Origin of the sequence: Collinsella sp. AM38-1BH, assembly GCF_003467545.1 — a bacterium.
Classification (GTDB): Bacteria; Actinomycetota; Coriobacteriia; order Coriobacteriales; family Coriobacteriaceae; genus Collinsella.
Genome location: NZ_QSHC01000005.1, coordinates 22,035 through 40,502 on the forward strand (window position 1 = coordinate 22,035; position 18,468 = coordinate 40,502).

Genomic DNA, 18,468 nt, shown 5'->3' on the forward strand with positions numbered 1-18,468 from the left:
GAGTGTCCATGGCCGATTCCATTAACTATCAGCTTGCCAAGTTTGTTGCCAGCTACGGCAAGGTTTCGCAGATCCCCGAGTCCACCTGTCCCGAGGTGAGCTTTGTGGGCCGCTCCAATGTGGGCAAGTCGTCTATCATGAACAAACTCTTTGGCCGCAAGAACCTGGTCAAGGTTTCGAGTACGCCGGGCAAGACGAGCAACATCAATTTCTTCGAGGCCGACGACGTGCACTTTGTGGACCTGCCGGGCTACGGTTTCGCCCGTCGTTCCAAGGCCGAGCGCGACCGCTGGGCTGAGCTTATCGGCGACTTCTTCGACTCCGAGCGCAGCTTTAACCTGGTCGTATCGCTGGTGGATATTCGTCACGACCCCAGTAAGCTCGACCATGACATGATCGATTACCTGCAGGGCAACGAGTTCAACTTTATCGTCTGCCTCACCAAGGCCGACAAACTCAGCCGTACCCAGCAGGCCCGCCAAGCAGCAGCCATCAAAAAGCAGCTCAACGTCCCTGCCGAGAACGTGATCATCACAAGCTCCCAAACCGGTACCGGCATCGACGAACTCAAGCGCCGCATCGCCGAGGCCTGCCTCTAGTGAGTGCCCCTTACCAGCAAGAGCCCCTGCCAATAAAAATCAACTATCAGCCTGGCGCCCCTTCAAAGCGTGGGTCCCTGTAGACATCCTCAGCAAGGTAGGCGCAGGGACGGTCGGGATATTCCCTCAAAATCATTCCGCAGCGCGAAGGCCCCTTGTCCGTCGCTCCGTAGGAGCAGGACAAGGGGCCTTCATGCGCGAGGACGATTTTGAGGGAATATCCCGACCGTCCCGGACAGGTATATGAGGAGGATGTCTACAGGTACTCGATTTGAGCGCCTTCCGTGTCGCACGTGAGAATATGCGTATCACACTTGGGGAACTGCTCACGCAGCTTGACCTGCAGAAACTTTGCCACGATGGTGTCGTCGGTCACAGCCATGAGGGTCGAGCCTGAGCCGCTAATCCAGATGGTCTTAGCGCCGCCGTTAAGGCAGGTGTCGCGCACGGCGTTGTAGTCGGGAATCAGGCGGCGACGATAAGGCTCCTGAATGCGGTCGTCATTGGCAGCGGCAATCAGGTCCAGGTCACCAGTCTCCAGGCCGCGCGTCATGCCGGCGATGCGGCCCATTTGCCATACGGCGGTGGAGAGTGGAATCTCCTGCGGCACGACCTTGCGCGCCTCGCTCGTATGTACCTCGTAGGGCGGAATCACGGTAATAAAACGCAAGCGATCGCTCACCTCGTAGCGCAGACATTGGGGGAGCGAATCGGTCGGCGTAAAGGAGCAGACGGCGCCGCCAAGGATGGCGGGGGCGACGTTATCGGGATGGCCCTCGACCTCGGTGGCGATGCGGACGAGTTCGGCGCGGTCGACGGTGTGGCCTGTCAGCGCGGCGGCAGCCATGATGCCGGCGACGACGCAGGTGGAGCTGGAACCCAGGCCGCGGGCGACGGGGACGTCGGTCTGAATGTCGATAGCGACGGGGAAGGCCGGCTCGCCCCATGCGGCCAGCGCATCGACAAAGCTCACATAGACCAGGTTATTCTCGTTTTGGAACTCCTTGGGGCAGCCCGTGATGGTGAGCTTGTCGGCGCGCTCGAAGGTGAAGTGCGAGTAGAGGCCGACGGCCATGCCGAGGGTGTCGTAGCCGATGCCTAGGTTGGCGCTTGTTGCTGGGACGGTGATTTTGATCATGTGGGTCCTCCTGGCGTGCCTGGCTGTTTAGTTCGCTGCTCGGACAGTCCTGCGCAAGACGGAAAGCACATTAAGTGCTTTCCTTTGCGTGCGGAACTCACGACGAACTAAACAGCCAGGCACGCTGCGCGCGTTCGTCATCATCCCGAGGGTTATCTGATGAAAGAAGGTGCGCCGGCTTTCGCCGGCGCTTAATAAGGGATCTAGTTGGTGCTCATTCGTTTTGCTGCGGACTCGACGTAGCTGGCCATTTCGTCGACGTCACAGACGTCTTCGAAGCGGACAGGTTTGGACTCGAGCTCGGCGAGCTGGGTCGGGGCGACCGTGTTGGTGGCCTGCTCGAGCACGCGCATAGCCTCAAAATCGTCCTCGGGAACGTTGAGGCCCAGGGCATCGCAGCAGGCGCGCGGGAACTTGTAGGGGCTGGCGGTCGAAAGCAGCACGCGGGCCTTGGCGCCCTCGGCGGGAGCGACCTTTTCAAAGACGTGATAGCCGCAAGCGGTGTGCGGGTCGATCACGTAGCCGTTGGCGTCCCAGCAACTCTTGATGGCAGCGCGGACCTCGTCCTCGCTGGCCCAGCCGCAGCCAAAGACGCTCTGAATCTTGGCCAGCAGCTCGGCGGGCACCTCGTAGCGACCAGTCTGTGCCAGCTGCTCCATAAGGCCGGCAACGAGCTCGCAGTCGCCGTCGGACAGGAAGTAGAGCATGCGCTCGAGGTTGGAGCTGATGAGGATGTCCATCGACGGCGAAATGGTCGTGAAGAACGGGCGGTTGCGGTCGTAGACGCCGGTGGTCAGGAAGTCGGCAAGCACGTTGTTCTTGTCGCTCGCGACGATGAGCTTGGCGACGGGCAGGCCCATGCGCTTGGCGTAGTAGCCGGCCAAGATATCGCCAAAGTTGCCGGTGGGCACACAGAACTCTACGGCGTCGCCAGCCTCGATAGCGCCGGCGCGCAGCAGCTGCGCATAGGCGGCAAAGTAGTAGACAACCTGCGGTACCAGACGGCCGACATTGATAGAGTTGGCGCTCGAAAGCACCGTGCCGGCGGCTTCCAGACGCTCGGCAAGCTCCTTATCGGCAAAGATGCGCTTGACGGCGCTCTGGGCGTCGTCAAAGTTGCCGCGGATGCCGCAGACGGCGACGTTGTCGCCCTCCTGCGTGGACATCTGCAGGTTCTGGACGTGGCTGACCTTGCCCTCGGGATAAAAGACGGTGATGCCCGTGCCCGGAGCGTCGGCAAAACCGGCGAGTGCGGCCTTGCCCGTGTCGCCCGACGTGGCGGTGACGATCATGATGCGCTCAGCGCCGCCGTCCTTGGCGGAAGTGCGGGCCATGAGGCGGGGGAGCATCTGTAGGGCGACGTCCTTGAAGGCGCTTGTGGGGCCGCCAAAGAGCTCCATCACATAGGTCTGAGGGGCGTCAGCACCCGGCGCTGCGTCGAGTTTGACGAGCGGCGTAACCTCTTCACTCGCGAACGTGCCGCGGTATGCCTCGTCGACACACGCCGAAATTTCTTCGGCCGTGTAATCATTCAGTAACATTCCCAACACATCTTGAGCGATTTCAAAGTACGATTTATCTGCAAGCGAGCTGATATCGACCTGCTGGGTGCCAAGCTCGTCCGAGACAAACAAACCCCCGTCGGGAGCGATGCCGGTGCGGATTGCCACCTTACTTGAGCACGATAAAGTGCGTCCTCGTGTACTATGATAAGTTCCCATATAACACTGCTCCTCGGATGCCTTGGTCCCAATCGGTGAAACCATGGTATCAGAGCGCGCAAAATAGGTTCGCAGAGGCTTTTTAGAAAGGTAACCTCCAGCCCATGATTAAGATTGCCAAGTTTGGCGGCTCGTCGGTCGCCGACGCCGAACACTTTAAGAAGATCAAGGCCATCGTCGATGCCGACCCGGCTCGCCGTTTTGTGGTGGTTTCCGCCTGTGGTCGCCGCTTTAAGGGCGACACCAAGGTGACCGACCTGCTCTACCTGGTTAACGCGCACGTTAAGTACCACGTGTCGTGCGAGGAGCTGCTCGAGGACATCGGCCAGCGCTATTTTGATATCGCTGACGAGCTGGAGCTCACCTATCCCATCCGTGAGGAGTTCGCGGCTTTTGCCGAGCGCGCCCGCTCGGGCGGTTACTCCACCGAGGAGCTCGTGAGCCGCGGCGAGTACTTCACCGCTCGCCTGATGGCTGAGTACCTGGGCCTACCGTTCCTGGACGCCGCGACGGTTGTGGCGTTCCATCACGACGGTACGCTCAGCATGAACCGCACCTCCGAGCTGGTGCAAGAGTACGGTCAGCAGGGCGGCTTCGTTATGCCTGGCTTCTACGGCGCGACGCGCGAGGGCCAGATCAAGCTGCTCGACCGTGGCGGCGGCGACATTTCCGGCTCGATCCTGGCCAAGTGCCTAGGCGCCGACCTGTACGAGAACTGGACCGACGTTTCGGGCTTCTATTCTGCCGATCCTCGCATTGTGCCCGAGGCTCAGCCCATTGCGCGCGTTACCTACGAGGAGCTGCGCGAGCTTTCGTACATGGGCGCAAGCGTCCTGCACGAGGAGGCCGTGTTCCCTGTGCGTGAGGCGGGAATTCCGCTGGTCATCAAGAACACCAATGCGCCGCAGGACCCCGGCACCATCATTAGCGAGACGGCTGATGAGGGCGAGGCGGAGCCCATCATTACCGGCGTGACCGGCAAGCGCGGCTTTGTCGCCATCAACGTCGCCCGCGACCGCACCAAGCCCCGTGTTGGCTTTATGCGCCGTGCGCTTTCGGTGTTCGAACGCTATGACGTCTCCGTCGAGCACATGCCCACCGGTGTCGACCGCTTTGGCGCCGTGGTGCAGGAGCAGGATGTGCACGACTCGCTGTACTCGCTCGTGGGCGACATTCAGCAGGAGGTCGAGCCGCTCGAGATCGAGGTCGTCGAGGGCCTGGCGCTTATCGCGACCGTCGGCCGTAACCTGCGCGGGCGCGCAGGTATTTCGGGTCACCTGTTTGGCATGCTTGGCCAGGCCGGCGTGAGCGTGCGTATGATTTCGCAGAGCTGTGACGAGATCAACATCATTATCGGTGTCGAGGAGAAGGACTTCGACCTAGCGATTCAGACCATTTACCGTGCCTTCTCCGACGAAAACGGCATTGTGAAGGTCTCCGACCTGGAGGCTCCCGCGCCGGTCGATCCCGCCCTGGTCGCGCTCCACAAGTAGCTGCCATCCCGTTGATTTTTTGGGACATGTCTCAAAAATCTACGGCGGGGCGTTTCGTTTCGGTTTCGTTTCGACGGGGCGGGTTTCGTGCCCGCCCCGTTCTTGTATACACTGGCAACAATAATCGGCCTGCTCGGCGTGCGGGCAAAAGCCACAACCTTTAAAGGGGGAAGCATGAAACAGTACACGGTTGCTATTTTGGGCGCGACGGGAGCTGTAGGCACCCAGATGCTCGAGTGCCTCAACGAGCAGGAGTTTCCGGTCGGTAAGCTCAAGCTGCTGGCGAGCGCGCGCTCTGCGGGCAAGACCGTTGAGTTCCGCGGCGAGCAAATCGTGATCGAAGAGGCTTGCCCCGAGGCCTTTGAGGGCTGCGATATTGTGCTCGGAGCCGCCGGCGACGATATCGCGAAGGAGCTGCTGCCCGAGGCCGTCAAGCGCGGCGCTGTCGTGGTCGACAACAGCCATGCCTTCCGCATGGATCCCGAGGTGCCGCTGGTCGTACCCGAGATCAATGCCGACGATATCAAGTGGCATCACGGCCTTATCGCCAACCCCAACTGCGCGACCATTATCGGCCTGGTTCCCACCTGGCCGCTGCATCAGCTCGCCGGCGTGAAGCGCATGATCGTCTCGACGTACCAGGCGGCTTCGGGCGCTGGCGCTCCCGGTATGGCCGAGCTCGAGGCCCAGCTGGCCGCCCTGGGCCGTGGCGAGGAGATTCCCGAGCCGCGCGCTTTTGCCGCCCAGCTGGCGAGCAACCTGATTCCGCAGATTGGCGGCGTCAAGGAGGAGGGCTTTACCTCCGAGGAGATGAAGCTGCAAAACGAGGGCCGCAAGATTATGCACCTGCCCGAGCTGCGCGTGAACTGCACCTGCGTGCGCGTTCCTGTGCTGCGTTCGCACTCCGAGAGCATTACGCTCGAGTTTGAGCGCGATATAACGGTTGAGGAGGCCCGTGCTGCGCTGGCTGCCGCTCCCGGCGTCAAGCTGGTTGACGATATGGCTGCCGAGGATGCGCACGATCGCTTCCCCATGCCGATGGACACCTCCGACCAGGACCTGATTTGGGTCGGCCGCGTGCGTCGCGACATCTCGAACCCCGAGGCTGCGCGTGGCATCACCTTCTGGTGCTGCGGCGACCAAATCCGTAAGGGCGCGGCAACCAACGCCGTCCAGATCGCTAAGCTGCTCTGCGAGTAGTGTGACCTGTCCGGCGGGGGCCGGGCTTAGTTTTCAGAACGTCCTCGACCATGTGTGGCGCCTTGTCCTGCTCCTTCGGAGCCGCGGACAAGGCGCCACACTGGTCTGCGGAGTGTTCTGAAAACTAAGCCCGGCCCCCGCCTGCGGTGACGCTGCTGCGAGCGGCCTGCGATGGGGCTGTTGTTGGTTGAGGCCGCTGGGCTGATGTGGGGGCGCGTGGCTGTTGCGAGCCCTGGTCCCGGCGGCGGCCTCGGCGCTTTGCGCCTGCCGCCTTTGGGGACTGTGGGGTCGATTGGGGTTGTCTGCACAATTCGCGGTATTATGTTGCGGAGTTTTGAAAGGAGCCGCTGGTGGTCACGACGACGTTTGCTTCGCCTTTGGGCGAAATCCTGCTTGCCGCTGATGGCCGCGGTTTGACGGGGCTTTGGTTTGAGGGGCAGGAGCACTTTGGCTCCACGCTTCTCAAAGAAGATCCCGAACATGTTGAAGGCGCCGATGCGGTTTCTGGTGCTGGCGGCATGTCTTCGGTGAATCCGACAAACGGTGCTGCCTCGTCGGTACTTGAGCGTTCTTGGGCTTGGCTGAATGCTTATTTTGCGGGGCAGGAGCCTCGGTTTACGCCGCCGTTGCATATGATTGGTACGGCGTTTCAGCGCGAGGTTTGGTTTGAGCTGCTTTCTATCCCGCGTGGCGAGGTCGCTACGTATGGTGAGATCGCCCAGCGTGTTACGGCTCGACATCGTGTACCGGGAAACGAAGCACCCGTTGCGTCTCCCCGTGCCGTGGGGGCCGCGGTCGCGCGCAATCCCATTTCGATTATTGTGCCGTGCCATCGCGTGGTTGCCGCCGATGGTTCGCTTAACGGGTATGCCGGCGGGCTTGACCGCAAGGAGTGGCTGCTTCGGCTTGAGGGCGCGTACGAGGACTAACGTTCGAGCACTTTGCATAGCCAAGATGCCGTGAAAGAACGGGACATGCTTTCCGAATGGAGGCTCAGACGGAAACTACGTCCCGGAATTCCGTTTTAAAGCGGGATGCGCTTTCCGAATGGCGTTCCAAGCGGAAACCGTGTCCCGGAATACAGCCTCAGAGTGGGACGCCGTTTCCGGCTGAGACCACCTGCCTGGACATCGATCTACGCCCGCTCCTGCAGGGCGTAGATGGACTTATCCATGTTGAACAGGTAAGCCACAACGCAGACAATAATGAACATCGGCAAGTTACCAAAGCCGAAGACTTCGCAGCCAATAAGGATGGGTGCGAGCAGCGTATTGGTGGCGCTGCCAAAGACGGCTGCGTAGCCCAGTGAGGCGCAGAGCTCGACGGGCATGCCGAGAATCCCGGCGAGTACGACACCCAGGCTGGCTCCGATGGAGAACAACGGCGTCACCTCGCCACCCTGATATCCTGCGGCAAGCGTGGTAATGGTGAGTGCGAATTTGAGTGCCCAGTCCCAAGGTATGATGGCGACCTTGCCGTCACCGTCGAGCGCCGCGGATATCAGATTGGTGCCAAGCCCGCAGTATCGACCCTGCCATAGTGCGAACAGAATCGCCGATAACGCGATGCCCATAACGGCGATGCGTGCATAGGGGTTGGGGAACAGCCGCGCCGCAAGTGTTTTGGCATGTGCAAGGCACCAGGCAAAGGCGCCGCCCACCATACCAAACGCGATGCCCAACAGTGCCAGCCGTCCAAGACCGGGGAGGTCGAGCGCATACGAGGCGGTAACGGCGACCTCGAACTTCTCGAGCCCCAGGGCGCCGGAGGTCATGCTTGCGGCAAGTGAAGCCGTAAGCGCGGGGAGCAACGCGCGGTATTCCATGCGTCCGGCGACCAGCACTTCGATAGCAAAGACCGTAGCAGCGAGCGGCGTTCGAAAGAGTCCGGCAAAGCCAGCGGCCATACCAATGAGCAAAAACGTGTTGCCGGGGTTTCGGAAAGGTAGACGCCTGCCGATCCAGTGCGAGACGGTTGCACCAATCTGCACGGCCACGCCCTCGCGCCCCGCACTGCCGCCAAAGAGGTGCGTCCCCCACGTGCTCAACATAATGAGCGGCACCAAACGCGGGGAGATGGCATCCTCGCGTCCGTGACCTACGTCAAATACCAGGCTCATGCCCCGATCGGTGCCTTTACCCCAGGTGCGGTAGGCAAATACGATGGCCAAGCCCATGAGGGCGAGGAAGGGAAGGAGCAGTGCGATGTGTTCGTCGCGGAAGGCGCCGATTGCCAGAAGCACGCGTCCAAAGAGTGCGCAGATGGCGCCAACGATGATGCCGATAGGGATTCCGACGGCACCCATAAGCACGAGGCCGCTATAGGTGTTGAGCAAGCGTTTGATTCTGCTCGATGCGTTGCTTTCCGACATTTTGCTTTCCGACACTTGCTCTCTTGATAGAAAAAGAGCTGGAGTTGCGCATCGTTGAGAGGCTTTCCAGCTTTAGCAAAACAAACTTATAAGATGCGACGGGCCGCGTCAAGATAATTGCTTGACAGCCTAGGAGGCGGCTGGTTGGCTGGCTTAAAACCTAGCGCGTGAAATGACGCTCCACGCTATTCAGCGCGCTTGATAGGATGACGAACCACGGTCTTAAGTTTCTCCGGCGCACACTTGCGTGGATCGGAGAGATAGATTTCGTGATGTAAACGGGTATCTGAGAAGTCGGGGACATAGCCCTGCTCGGTCGCATATTCATGCATGGCGTCTACGGTTGCCGGCTCGCTGTCGTAGGGTCCGGTATGCATGCATTGAACGCAGAGACCCTCGTCAACTTTAAGCAGCTCGACGGCAGAAAAGTCCAGTTTCTTTTTGGCCGTGGCTTCCGCGACCGCCCAGTCAAAGTCATCCTGAGTGACGAAATCGGGCAGGCGGATGCACGAGATAAAGTTGAAATCGTCCTTGCGTACATAATCGATGTCGCCGCTCGGGGAGTCTTGCCACCAGAAGCCCTCGAGCGGCGGTACCACAAAGTCGAAATAGCCCTCGATACTCCTTGAGCCTTTCTTTGACATCTTGACGGTATAGGCGATGCCGTAAAGCAGCGGCAGGGCATTTTGATACTCGCCACCTTCGGTATTTGGGTCGCCCTTTCCGCGAACGGCAACGTAGCTCATAGGCGGGACAGTTATGATACTCGGCTTGCTTGCAGGTCTGTAGAGCTCCTTGCATTCCTTCTTAAAGTCGAACGCCATGTTGGCCGCCTTTCTGCGTATTGGCCTGCTTAGATAGCGGAATCATATCATAGAAACGAACAGTTGTTCGAATGATTTGGCTGACAGATTGAGATGCGTGCGTTGTGTTTGGCGGTCGGCCTGACCCCATCGATGATTTCTCTGCCTCCCCGGCGCCTCATCTATAGCTGCCGTTTCCCCATATAGAACCTGCCAAAATAAACCCGTCCCTTTTTAGTCGGTGCGAAATGGGTAATACTAAAGAGTTATCCGACCAGATGGGAACCGATCGATGGCTTATATCGAATTCAAAGACGTCATCAAGGCATACGGCGAGGGCGACGCCCGCATTCACGCACTCGACGGCGCGAGCTTTACGGTCGAGCGCGGCGAGCTCGCCATCATTCTGGGTGCTTCGGGTGCCGGCAAGACCACGGCGCTCAACATTCTGGGCGGCATGGATACGGCGACCTCCGGCACCGTGACGGTGGACGGGCGCGACGTGAGCTCCGCCAACGAGGCTCAGCTCGTGGAATACCGCCGCGCCGATGTCGGCTTTGTCTTCCAGTTCTACAATCTGGTCCCCAACCTGACGGCGCTCGAAAATGTTGAGCTTGCGGCGCAAATCTGCCCCGATTCGCTCGATGCCGAGCAAACGCTTTGCCAGGTTGGCTTGGGTGAGCGCCTCGCCAACTTCCCCGCGCAGCTTTCGGGCGGCGAGCAGCAGCGCGTGTCCATTGCCCGCGCGCTGGCAAAGAACCCCAAGCTGCTTTTGTGCGACGAGCCCACGGGCGCACTTGACTATAAAACCGGCAAGCAGATCTTGCAGCTGCTGCAGGACACTTGCCGCAAGCAGGGCATTACGGTCATCATCATCACCCACAACTCCGCGCTGGCGCCCATGGCCGATCGTCTGATCCGCTTTAGGAGCGGCCGCGTGGAGAGCGAGACGGTCCAGCAAAATCCCGTGCCTATCGAGACGATCGAGTGGTAGCGCCCATGGACCAAGATCGCCAAAACAGCCTACGCCACGACGCGCAGAATACGGAGCGCGAGCAGGATTTTACGACCTACCGTACCGCTCAAAGCTCAAACGATATGGTGCCGACGGTTTTTCGCCGCGGCATCTACCGCACAATCCGAGGCAGTCTTAAGCGCTTTTTGTCCATCGTGGTCATCACCGCGCTCGGCGTGAGCGTGATGTGCGGCCTTAAGGCGGGCTGCGAGGACCTGCGCGATTCGGTCGACGCCTATTTTGACCAGCAGAATGTCTATGACATTAACGTGCAGTCGACCTATGGCCTTACGCGCGACGATCTCGCGGCCATCCAAGAGGTCGACGGCGTCGAGACGGCCGAGGGTATCTACACCGAGACCGCCTACACCGCCGTGGGCACAACGCGCGAGCGCGTGGTCGTGCAGAGTCTCTCCAAGGAGAACATCGATCAGCCGGTGCTGGTGAGCGGCGATTTGCCCGAGAGCGCCGATGAGGTTGCGGTGACTTCGAAGTTCCTGAAGGCTTCGGGCAAAAAGCTCGGCGATACGGTGAGTTTTGCCGCCAATGACGCAAGTTCATCGAACCAAAGCGCCAAGGATCAGTTTGCCGCGGGCGATTACACCATTACGGCCGAGGTCCTCGATCCCACTGATGTGAGCTCCGACTCGACAGTCAACGCCTTTCGCGCTGCTTCGGCGGCGGACTATAAGTTCTATGTGAGCGAGGACGCCGCGACATCTTCTTCCTACTCCGCGGTCCACGTGATCGTCGAGGGAGCCAAGAGTCTCAACTCCTATTCGGATGCCTACGCGGCAAAGATCAATGAGGTCAAGGGCAATATCGAGAAAATCCGTGAGGAGCGTGAGAAGGCGCGTGCTCAGGAGCTGATGGTCGACACGCCGGCAAGCTTGGATACGGCCGAGCGCGAGGCGAATATGCTCTTTGGGATTGAACAGGGCAACATCAATCGCATGGCCGAGGGCAGCGAGGAGCGCGTCCAGGCTCAGGCCGAGTTGGACCAGCGCCGCGCCGCCGCTGACCAGCATTTTGCCGATGCCCGCGCCGAGCTTTCCGATCTGGGCGAATGCTCCTGGTACATCCAGGACCGCGGTAACATCGCAAGCTACTCGAGCGTCGAGAGCGACAGTTCTTCGATCGAGGCCATCGCCACGGTGTTCCCATTTATCTTCTTTGTCGTCGCTGTGCTCATCAGCCTCACCACCGCCACGCGCATGGTTGAGGAGGAGCGTACACTTATTGGCCTGTACAAGGCGCTCGGCTATTCACGTGGGCGTATCCTGTCCAAATACGTGGACTACTCGCTGTGGGCGTGTCTGATCGGCGGCGTGCTTGGCAACATCATCGGATTTGTGGGCCTGCCGCTGTTCCTGTTTACGGTGTTCGACGACATGTACTCGCTGCCCCAGATGCTGCTTTCGTACGATATCGTGTCGTCGCTCGTGTCGGTAGCGCTGTTTGCCGTGGGCGTGGTGGGCGCCACGATTATCGCCTGCCGCCACGAGATGGCCGAGACGCCGGCTTCGCTCATGCGTCCCAAGGCGCCGCGTGCCGGCTCACGCATTCTGCTCGAGCGTATCGGATTTATCTGGCGCCGCATGGGCTTCTTAAACAAGGTGGCGGCGCGTAACCTGTTCCGCTACAAAAAGCGCGCCTTTATGACCATCTTCGGTATCGCCGGCTGCACAGCGCTCGTGATCTGCGGTATGGGCATCCGTGACACGTCGGTGGCGCTTTCGCCCAAACAGTACGGGCATATCACGCGCTACGACCTGCTGGCGGTCGCCAATCCCGACGATTTTTCGCAGACGTGCGCGGCATTGGATGAGCGCAGCGCGGCCAATGATTCCAACGTGACCGTGACCTCAACCCTGCCGATTATGACCGACAACGTCACCTTTACGTTTGGTGGCAAGAGCGAGACTGTGCAGCTCATCGTGATTCCCGACGACCGCACGGGTGACTTGGGCGATTACGTGCGCCTGGAGGATGAGTCCAAAGAACCGCTGTCTTTGCGTGACGGAGACGTGTATCTGAGCAAAAGTTCACAGCTGGTACTGGGGATTCAGCCGGGCGATACGGCGCACGTCCAGGATTCGTCGCTCAATGTTGCCAAGGTCAAAGTCAGTGACATTTCGCTCAACTATCTGGGCAACACGCTTTACATGACGCAGGGCACCTATGAGCGCGCGTTCGGTCGAAGCGCGCGCCTTAACGGCGTCTTTGTGCTGCTTAAGGGCTCGTCGGCCGATCAGATTGCGTTTAGCAAGAAGCTTAAGAGCGACGGTTGGCTCACCATCTCGAGCACGGCTGAACATTGGCAGAACTTCGAGGCGAACTTCACTATCATCAATTCCGTCGTGGTGCTCGTGACCTTTATGGCGGCGTGCCTATCGTTTGTGGTGGTGTTTACGCTGTCCAACACGAATATCTCCGAGCGCGAGCGCGAGCTGGCGACCATCAAGGTGCTGGGCTTCCGCCGTGGCGAGGTGCACCACTACGTCAACAAGGAGACGTTGATCCTCACGGCGATCGGCGCTGCGCTGGGCGTGCCGCTGGGCGGCTTGCTGGCCGAGAGCTTTACCTACATTTTGCAGATGCCGTCGCTGTACTTTGACGTCGAGGTCGAGCCACTGAGCTACGTGCTCGCCGTGCTGCTGGCCTTTGGCTTTACGTTTATCGTCAACCTCGCCACCAACCGAACGCTCAACAAGATCGACATGGTCGGCGCCCTCAAGAGCGCCGAGTAGCCTGCCAAAAAGGGACAGGTTTATTTTGGCAGGTTTTATCTGGGCAAACGCCGGGCAGCCTATAGGTGGCCCGGCGTTTGCCCCGTTTTGCTGGGGATGTTTGTCGTTCGGTGCTCTTACTGGCCAATCCAGTGTTGCGCATAGCTCTTAATGTCCTCGGTAAAACCGTCAAGGTCGTCAAGGGTGATCACGCTGTCGATAAGCAAATTGGCTATCTCGCGGTGCATTGTGCTGCGGCGAATGTCGTTTGCAATTACGCCTGAGGACAGCTTGTCTCTATTGAGGCTCTCTTCTAGTGCCCAAAATCTACTGGACGCTTCGCTGTCGCCATTCAGTATCTCAACGTACTGGCCGATGAGCTTTTCCATATAACGTTCTTGCCATTGAGGAAGCGTTTTCTTAAACAGCTTCCAGTCGCTTTCGGCTACGTCGCGCATATGTCCTCCGCTCGTCAAACGGGCTTTTCATTTGCCTTTTATTCTATTTGCTTTTCGCTCTCAGGCGTGGATGAGAGGCTCTCTTTAGCCTTCGAGATAGGGCTTGAATGGGTCGTATGCCACAAAATGGTCCTATCTACTATGTTTAATTGGATACCCTCAACCATGCCGGGAAAACAAAAAACAAAACCGCAGGTAGAAGGCCTGTCGATTTTCGAAAAGGCGGTCATGGTTGGCCCCATCGAGTTAAACGTAGTAGATGGCCCCATTTCGTGGCGGACCATCAAACGAACGCCGATGCTTGTGCTGTAGCCGCTCCGATCATACGTAAGTTGCGGTGGAATAGTTCCTAGATTCAGCCATTTGCGGGCTAAGCAGGAACTATTTCACCGCAACTGAATTTCAGGCCAGGCACCCGCAGCAAGAAGACGAATAGCCTCGGCGAGTGTGTAAACGAAGGGCCCTCCGACCCCGCCCGACGATTTCGATTGGCGACCTTTGACGGAGTCAAGGGAGGAGCCAAATCGAAATACGTCGGGCGGGGTCGGAGGGCCCGATGGGATGGATTTCGGCCGAGGCTATTCGTCGCCGAAGCTGATGCCCAACGCCTTGGCCTCGCGTACCAGGTCGCTCTGGGGATCGACATACTTGAGCTTGCCGGCGACATCCTCGAGCGGCATGTGGCACATCTTGCCATCGCGCAGGGCAATCATGTAGCCAAACTCGCCGCGCAGGCAGCCGAGCGCCGCCTCGACGCCGCACTGGGTCGCAAAGATGCGGTCCTGGGCATCGGGCTGACCGCCGCGCTGCGTGTGGCCGGGGATGGCGACGCGGGTCTCGCGACCGGTCTTGGTCTCAATCTCCTTGGCGATGTCGTAGACAATCGACGGACTCGTGCGCTCGGCAAGCTTTTTCTTGTACTCCTTCTTGGACAGCGCCGCGTCCTCCTTAGAGATGGCACCCTCGGCGACGGCCACGATGGTAAAACGGCTGCCGGTCTCCATGCGATGTTCGATGGTCTTGATGACGTTGTCCATGTCGTAGGGGATCTCGGGAATCAGGATGACGTCCGCGCCGCCCGCGACGCCGGCGTACAGCGGAATCCAGCCGACCTTGTGGCCCATGATCTCGATAACGAACACGCGGCCGTGACTCGAGGCAGTGGTGTGGATGTCGTCGATGCACTTGGTGGCGACGTCGATGGCGCTCGTAAAGCCAAACGTCAACTCGGTGCCCCAGGTGTCGTTATCGATGGTCTTGGGCAGGGCGATAACGTTGAGGCCCTCTTCGCGCAGGCGGTTGGCGGTCTTGGTGGAGCCGTTACCGCCTAGCATAAACAGGCAGTCGAGCTGCAGCTTATGATAGGTGTGGACCATTGCCGGCACCTTCTCGACGCCGTCGGCCTCGGGAATATCCAGGCGCTTGAACGGCGTACGGCTCGTGCCCAGGATGGTGCCGCCACGGGTAAGGATGCCGCTAAAATCGGCGGGCGTCATGACGCGGAACCGGCTGTAGATAAGGCCCTGGTAGCCGTCCTCAAAACCATAGATCTCAATAGGCTCTTCGCTATTGGTCATAAGCGTTTTGACAATGCCGCGCATGGTGGCGTTGAGCGCCTGGCAGTCGCCGCCACTGGTAAGAAGACCGATCCTAAGCATGATGAATCCTTCCGGGCAAGTTATAACATGCGCATAAGTTTACCCCCGCACACTGTTGATACGGGGGTAAAACGTGTTAGCTCAAGCGTATAGAAATGTAAACAACGTCAGGCGAGCGTAAGGTCGACGAGCCTGGGTCCTTACAGTGCGAAGGCGTCGACGTCGCCCCAGTGGCGGCGCAGCGTAATGGCGGCGGCGGGTTCGGTATTGTCAAAGACGACCGACCATTGCGTATTGCTGGTGATGTCTTTCGGATTGGGTTCTTGCGCTGCAGCGCGTAGGGCCTTCCAAGCGACTGCCTCGTCCTGGGCACCGACATGGGCGTCAAGGACATCGGCGATTGCGATGGCGCGCTCTTTACCATGGCCCAGCTCGCCATTCTTTTGGTTGGGCAGCACTTCGTCGCCATAGCAGGCGTAGAAGTTCGTAACCTGGCGTACAGGAGTCGCTTTGAAAGCGCGGTCTGGATCGCGCGGATCCCACTCTACTACGCGCGCGTCACCGGCGGCGTCGTTGATAAAGAAGTGGTAATCGCGTCCTGCCATGGCGTGCATGTCGTAGGCGGAAAGCAGGTCGACAGCTTCTTGCGTGGTGGCGGCACGGTCGAGCACCAGGCGGATGACGAGCGAGGTATTGATGACGGGGCGCTGCGTGTCCTGGTCACAGGGCTTGGAGTCCAGAGTGAGTACGGCAATGGACACGCCGCATTCGTTAACACCGTCGAGCTGGGCAAACGGGCCCATGAGTGCGGCGGCGCGTCCGCCGACGGAGTCAAGCGGAGTGTTATCGCCCAGGTTGTTAAGGGCGGCAAACCCGATGGAGGCATAGCCGTCGCGTGGGTGATTGCGCACCAGCAGTGCCGAGGTGTCGTCCTTAAAGTCGTAATTGCGACCGGTGCGCACGCGGCCTTCGGCATCTACGGCGACAAAAGCGCTGCAGGCAAACTGGGGCGCCTGGACATGTACCGGCACACCGGGCAGCACCTGCGCCACCACGGCATCGATGTAGCCCTGGTCGTCGCGCACGCCAGCGGCGATGATGCGATCAAGATCGTAGTCGTAGGCGATGTCGATTGCGTACAGGTCATAGCTATCCGCGTAGCCGGTCAAGCGTTTGAGCGACGCGGCGGACTTGATTTGCTTGCGGTAAACGATACCGGTGGCAGCGGCAAGGCCGACGGCGACTCCCGCGACACCGCAGGCGATGGCAATGTTACGTGGCTTCATGACGGCTCCTCTCGTCCTGTTAGCGTAATTGTCGCAAAAGGAGCGCGGGCATGATGGCTCAACTTGGTGAGCGGCGCGGGATTAAACATGGAATGAAGAGTGCGGCGCTGGCGTGGCGGGGTATGCTGGAGGGGACCATCAACCCAGCGAAAGGGGAGAGCATGACGGATCAGGAAACGCCCGAGCGCGCGCATGTGACGGCCGACGATATCGAGGCCGCCAACGACCTCATCGACTTTATCGAGGCATGTCCCAGCATGTTCCATACGGCGGCGACCATTATGGCCGAGCTCGACGAGGCGGGCTTTACCTACCTGCCCGAGAACGCGGCGTGGGACATCGAGCCGGGCGGGCGTTATTACACGCAGCGCAATACCTCGAGCGTTATTGCCTTTAAGGTGGGCGAGGACCTGACCGCGACGTGGGGCGAGGACGGCGTTGCCGGTGACTATCATTTTCAGCTCACGGCGTCGCACAGCGATTCGCCGACGTTTAAGGTCAAGGCCGTGCCCGAGCTCGACGGCGCAGGCGAGACGCTGCGCCTGAACACCGAGGCCTACGGCGGCATGATCGACTACACCTGGTTCGACCGCCCGCTGGCGCTCGCGGGCCGCGTGTTGGTACGCGAAGGCGACCGTATTGAGAGCCGCCTGCTTGCCACCGAGCGCGAAGTCGCGATTATCCCGAGCCTTGCCATCCATATGAACCGCGGCGTTAACGAGGGCTTTGCGCCCAACCGCGCCGTCGACCTGTGCCCGCTCATCAGCGCCGGTGAGCTTAAGCAGGGCGATTTTGATGCCCTGGTTGCCGACGAACTGGACGTTGAGCCCGAGCAGATCCTGAGCCGCGATCTGTTCCTGGTCAACCGCCAGGATGCGCGCATTTGGGGCTGGGCTGACGAGTTCATCTCGACGCCCAAGCTCGACGACCTGGCCTGCGCCTACACCTCACTGCAGGCATTTTTGGGTGCCGAGAACGCGCGCGACGTCTCGGTCTTCTGCTGCTTTGATAACGAGGAGGTTGGTTCCGAGACCAAGCAGGGCGCCATGTCGACGTTCTTGGCCGACGCACTGCGCCGCATTAACGGCTCGCTGGGCTTTGACGACGAGTCGTACCATCGTGCACTTGCTGCCTCGATGCTTGTAAGTTGCGACAATGCACATGCCGTGCACCCCAACCACGCCGAGAAGTGCGACGCCCGCAACCAGGTGGTGCTCAACGGCGGTATCGTCATCAAGGAGGCAGCCAACCAGCACTATTGCACCGATGCCTTTAGCCGCGCGGTGTTCCAGGCCATCTGCGATGACGCCGACGTGCCCACGCAGGCCTTCGCCAACAAGAGCGATATGGCCGGCGGCTCCACGCTCGGCAATCTGTCCAATATGCAGGCGAGCATGCATGCTGTGGACGTGGGCCTGCCGCAGCTTGCCATGCACTCGAGCTACGAGACCGGCGGTGTGCGCGACGTGATGTACGCCATCCGCGCCCTCACCGCCTTCTACGAGCGAAACCTAACCATCAACGGAGCCGAAAACGTTGAGCTCTAAATGCGAGCCGAAGAAATGAAGGCCGAGCGTGGGGCTCAGCTTATTGATCGGGGTTTACAGCTGTTCGTCGCCGCTTGCCATGAGTCAGGGGTCGACGTTTCCAAGGCGCGACCAACGAGTGCTGAAGAACTCAAGCGTAACGCCTATTCGGACCGCTATGACGAGGAGACGGACTGGCTCTAATAAGCGAAGTGTCGAAAACGCTAGATGTATGTTTGATATCACTTTGGCGAGAGTGTCGCAGACAGAACTATCGGTATGGCGCAAGCCAACCTGACTCCATTGCGCCAAACCTACCAAAAAGGGACAGGTTCATTTTGGCAGGTTTTATCTGGGCAAATGCCGCAAAGCCAACAGCTGGACAGAATTGTTATGACACCGCAGGTTGAGCAAGCGTCAGCGAGCGATGTCCAGAGCGAACAAGTTGGCATGAAAAAGGCAAGGCATAGACCTTCTGGTCATGCCTTGCCTTTTGAATGACAAATTGTCGCTCTGGGCGGCGCGTAGCGT

General features: G+C 59.7%; 16 protein-coding genes. 9 read left to right on the forward strand and 7 right to left on the reverse strand.

The genetic code is table 11. The features are described from left to right. The first annotated feature begins 8 nt into the window (after nucleotides 1–8). The gene (yihA, locus tag DW870_RS03460; RefSeq protein ID WP_055252447.1) at nucleotides 9–599 is read left to right on the forward strand and encodes a ribosome biogenesis GTP-binding protein YihA/YsxC; all 591 of its coding nucleotides are present in this window, start codon (nucleotides 9–11) and stop codon (nucleotides 597–599) included. Between the two features lie 256 nt (nucleotides 600–855). Here yihA and thrB read toward each other — a convergent pair whose 3' ends face one another. After that, nucleotides 856–1,737, reverse strand: a complete 882-nt coding sequence (thrB, locus tag DW870_RS03465; RefSeq protein WP_055285404.1) for a homoserine kinase — start codon at nucleotides 1,735–1,737, stop codon at nucleotides 856–858. 203 nt (nucleotides 1,738–1,940) lie between these two features. After that, nucleotides 1,941–3,458: a threonine synthase gene (gene thrC, locus DW870_RS03470; protein WP_117766540.1), complete on the reverse strand. Its 1,518-nt coding sequence runs from the start codon at nucleotides 3,456–3,458 to the stop codon at nucleotides 1,941–1,943. Between the two features lie 104 nt (nucleotides 3,459–3,562). Between thrC and DW870_RS03475 the strand changes: the two genes are divergently transcribed. The 3 genes from DW870_RS03475 (at nucleotide 3,563) to DW870_RS03485 (ending at nucleotide 7,080) form a co-directional block, all read left to right on the forward strand. After that, nucleotides 3,563–4,951 carry an aspartate kinase gene (locus DW870_RS03475; protein ID WP_117766542.1) on the forward strand — a complete coding sequence of 463 codons (1,389 nt, stop codon included), beginning with the start codon at nucleotides 3,563–3,565 and terminating at the stop codon, nucleotides 4,949–4,951. 174 nt (nucleotides 4,952–5,125) lie between these two features. Further along, entirely contained in the window at nucleotides 5,126–6,151 is a 1,026-nt protein-coding gene (locus tag DW870_RS03480; RefSeq protein WP_117766544.1) for an aspartate-semialdehyde dehydrogenase, read from the forward strand. Nucleotides 6,152–6,501: 350 nt separating this feature from the next. Continuing rightward, nucleotides 6,502–7,080, forward strand: a complete 579-nt coding sequence (locus DW870_RS03485) for a methylated-DNA--[protein]-cysteine S-methyltransferase (protein ID WP_226790740.1) — start codon at nucleotides 6,502–6,504, stop codon at nucleotides 7,078–7,080. Between the two features lie 206 nt (nucleotides 7,081–7,286). Here the strand turns inward: DW870_RS03485 and DW870_RS03490 are convergent, their stop codons facing one another. Next, nucleotides 7,287–8,522, reverse strand: a complete 1,236-nt coding sequence (locus tag DW870_RS03490) for a chloride channel protein (protein WP_117766583.1) — start codon at nucleotides 8,520–8,522, stop codon at nucleotides 7,287–7,289. Nucleotides 8,523–8,707: 185 nt separating this feature from the next. Further along, on the reverse strand, nucleotides 8,708–9,346 hold the full coding sequence (locus DW870_RS03495; protein ID WP_117766548.1) for a GyrI-like domain-containing protein: 639 nt from the start codon (nucleotides 9,344–9,346) through the stop codon (nucleotides 8,708–8,710). A 271-nt stretch (nucleotides 9,347–9,617) separates the two neighbouring features. Here DW870_RS03495 and DW870_RS03500 point away from each other — a divergent pair, with 271 nt between their 5' ends. Next, a complete protein-coding gene (locus DW870_RS03500; protein ID WP_117766550.1) occupies nucleotides 9,618–10,319 on the forward strand; it encodes an ABC transporter ATP-binding protein in 702 nt (233 codons plus the stop codon). A gap of 5 nt (nucleotides 10,320–10,324) precedes the next feature. Further along, the gene (locus DW870_RS03505; RefSeq protein WP_233506161.1) at nucleotides 10,325–13,090 is read left to right on the forward strand and encodes an FtsX-like permease family protein; all 2,766 of its coding nucleotides are present in this window, start codon (nucleotides 10,325–10,327) and stop codon (nucleotides 13,088–13,090) included. Between the two features lie 116 nt (nucleotides 13,091–13,206). On the opposite strand, the gene DW870_RS03510 is transcribed toward DW870_RS03505, so the two are convergent. The 3 genes from DW870_RS03510 to DW870_RS03520 form a co-directional block, all read right to left on the reverse strand. Beyond that, nucleotides 13,207–13,527, reverse strand: a complete 321-nt coding sequence (locus DW870_RS03510; protein ID WP_117847970.1) for a multidrug transporter — start codon at nucleotides 13,525–13,527, stop codon at nucleotides 13,207–13,209. 578 nt (nucleotides 13,528–14,105) lie between these two features. Then, nucleotides 14,106–15,185, reverse strand: coding sequence for a 6-phosphofructokinase (locus DW870_RS03515; protein WP_117847972.1), 1,080 nt, complete (start codon nucleotides 15,183–15,185; stop codon nucleotides 14,106–14,108). Between the two features lie 140 nt (nucleotides 15,186–15,325). Beyond that, on the reverse strand, nucleotides 15,326–16,411 hold the full coding sequence (locus tag DW870_RS03520; RefSeq protein WP_117847973.1) for a carcinine hydrolase/isopenicillin-N N-acyltransferase family protein: 1,086 nt from the start codon (nucleotides 16,409–16,411) through the stop codon (nucleotides 15,326–15,328). A 161-nt stretch (nucleotides 16,412–16,572) separates the two neighbouring features. On the opposite strand from DW870_RS03520, the gene DW870_RS03525 reads away from it, so the two are divergent. From DW870_RS03525 to DW870_RS09260, 3 genes are all read left to right on the forward strand, one after another. Next, on the forward strand, nucleotides 16,573–17,958 hold the full coding sequence (locus DW870_RS03525) for a M18 family aminopeptidase (RefSeq protein WP_117876892.1): 1,386 nt from the start codon (nucleotides 16,573–16,575) through the stop codon (nucleotides 17,956–17,958). Between the two features lie 15 nt (nucleotides 17,959–17,973). After that, the gene (locus tag DW870_RS09310; RefSeq protein WP_158556983.1) at nucleotides 17,974–18,141 is read left to right on the forward strand and encodes a hypothetical protein; all 168 of its coding nucleotides are present in this window, start codon (nucleotides 17,974–17,976) and stop codon (nucleotides 18,139–18,141) included. A 75-nt stretch (nucleotides 18,142–18,216) separates the two neighbouring features. Then, nucleotides 18,217–18,438: a hypothetical protein gene (locus DW870_RS09260; RefSeq protein WP_147332614.1), complete on the forward strand. Its 222-nt coding sequence runs from the start codon at nucleotides 18,217–18,219 to the stop codon at nucleotides 18,436–18,438. Nucleotides 18,439–18,468: the final 30 nt, after the last annotated feature.

Bases quoted from the DNA above. Each gene is read 5' to 3' on its own strand.
- DW870_RS03500 (WP_117766550.1), top strand. From the start codon at position 9,618: ATGGCTTATATCGAATTCAAAGACGTCATCAAGGCATACGGCGAGGGC.
- DW870_RS09260 (WP_147332614.1), top strand. From the start codon at position 18,217: ATGGCGCAAGCCAACCTGACTCCATTGCGCCAAACCTACCAAAAAGGG.
- DW870_RS09310 (WP_158556983.1), top strand. From the start codon at position 17,974: ATGAAGGCCGAGCGTGGGGCTCAGCTTATTGATCGGGGTTTACAGCTG.
- DW870_RS03495 (WP_117766548.1), bottom strand. From the start codon at position 9,346: ATGGCGTTCGACTTTAAGAAGGAATGCAAGGAGCTCTACAGACCTGCA.
- yihA (WP_055252447.1), top strand. From the start codon at position 9: ATGGCCGATTCCATTAACTATCAGCTTGCCAAGTTTGTTGCCAGCTAC.
- thrC (WP_117766540.1), bottom strand. From the start codon at position 3,458: ATGGGAACTTATCATAGTACACGAGGACGCACTTTATCGTGCTCAAGT.
- DW870_RS03480 (WP_117766544.1), top strand. From the start codon at position 5,126: ATGAAACAGTACACGGTTGCTATTTTGGGCGCGACGGGAGCTGTAGGC.
- DW870_RS03510 (WP_117847970.1), bottom strand. From the start codon at position 13,527: ATGCGCGACGTAGCCGAAAGCGACTGGAAGCTGTTTAAGAAAACGCTT.
- DW870_RS03525 (WP_117876892.1), top strand. From the start codon at position 16,573: ATGACGGATCAGGAAACGCCCGAGCGCGCGCATGTGACGGCCGACGAT.
- DW870_RS03475 (WP_117766542.1), top strand. From the start codon at position 3,563: ATGATTAAGATTGCCAAGTTTGGCGGCTCGTCGGTCGCCGACGCCGAA.
- DW870_RS03520 (WP_117847973.1), bottom strand. From the start codon at position 16,411: ATGAAGCCACGTAACATTGCCATCGCCTGCGGTGTCGCGGGAGTCGCC.
- DW870_RS03505 (WP_233506161.1), top strand. From the start codon at position 10,325: ATGGACCAAGATCGCCAAAACAGCCTACGCCACGACGCGCAGAATACG.
- DW870_RS03490 (WP_117766583.1), bottom strand. From the start codon at position 8,522: ATGTCGGAAAGCAACGCATCGAGCAGAATCAAACGCTTGCTCAACACC.
- thrB (WP_055285404.1), bottom strand. From the start codon at position 1,737: ATGATCAAAATCACCGTCCCAGCAACAAGCGCCAACCTAGGCATCGGC.
- DW870_RS03515 (WP_117847972.1), bottom strand. From the start codon at position 15,185: ATGCTTAGGATCGGTCTTCTTACCAGTGGCGGCGACTGCCAGGCGCTC.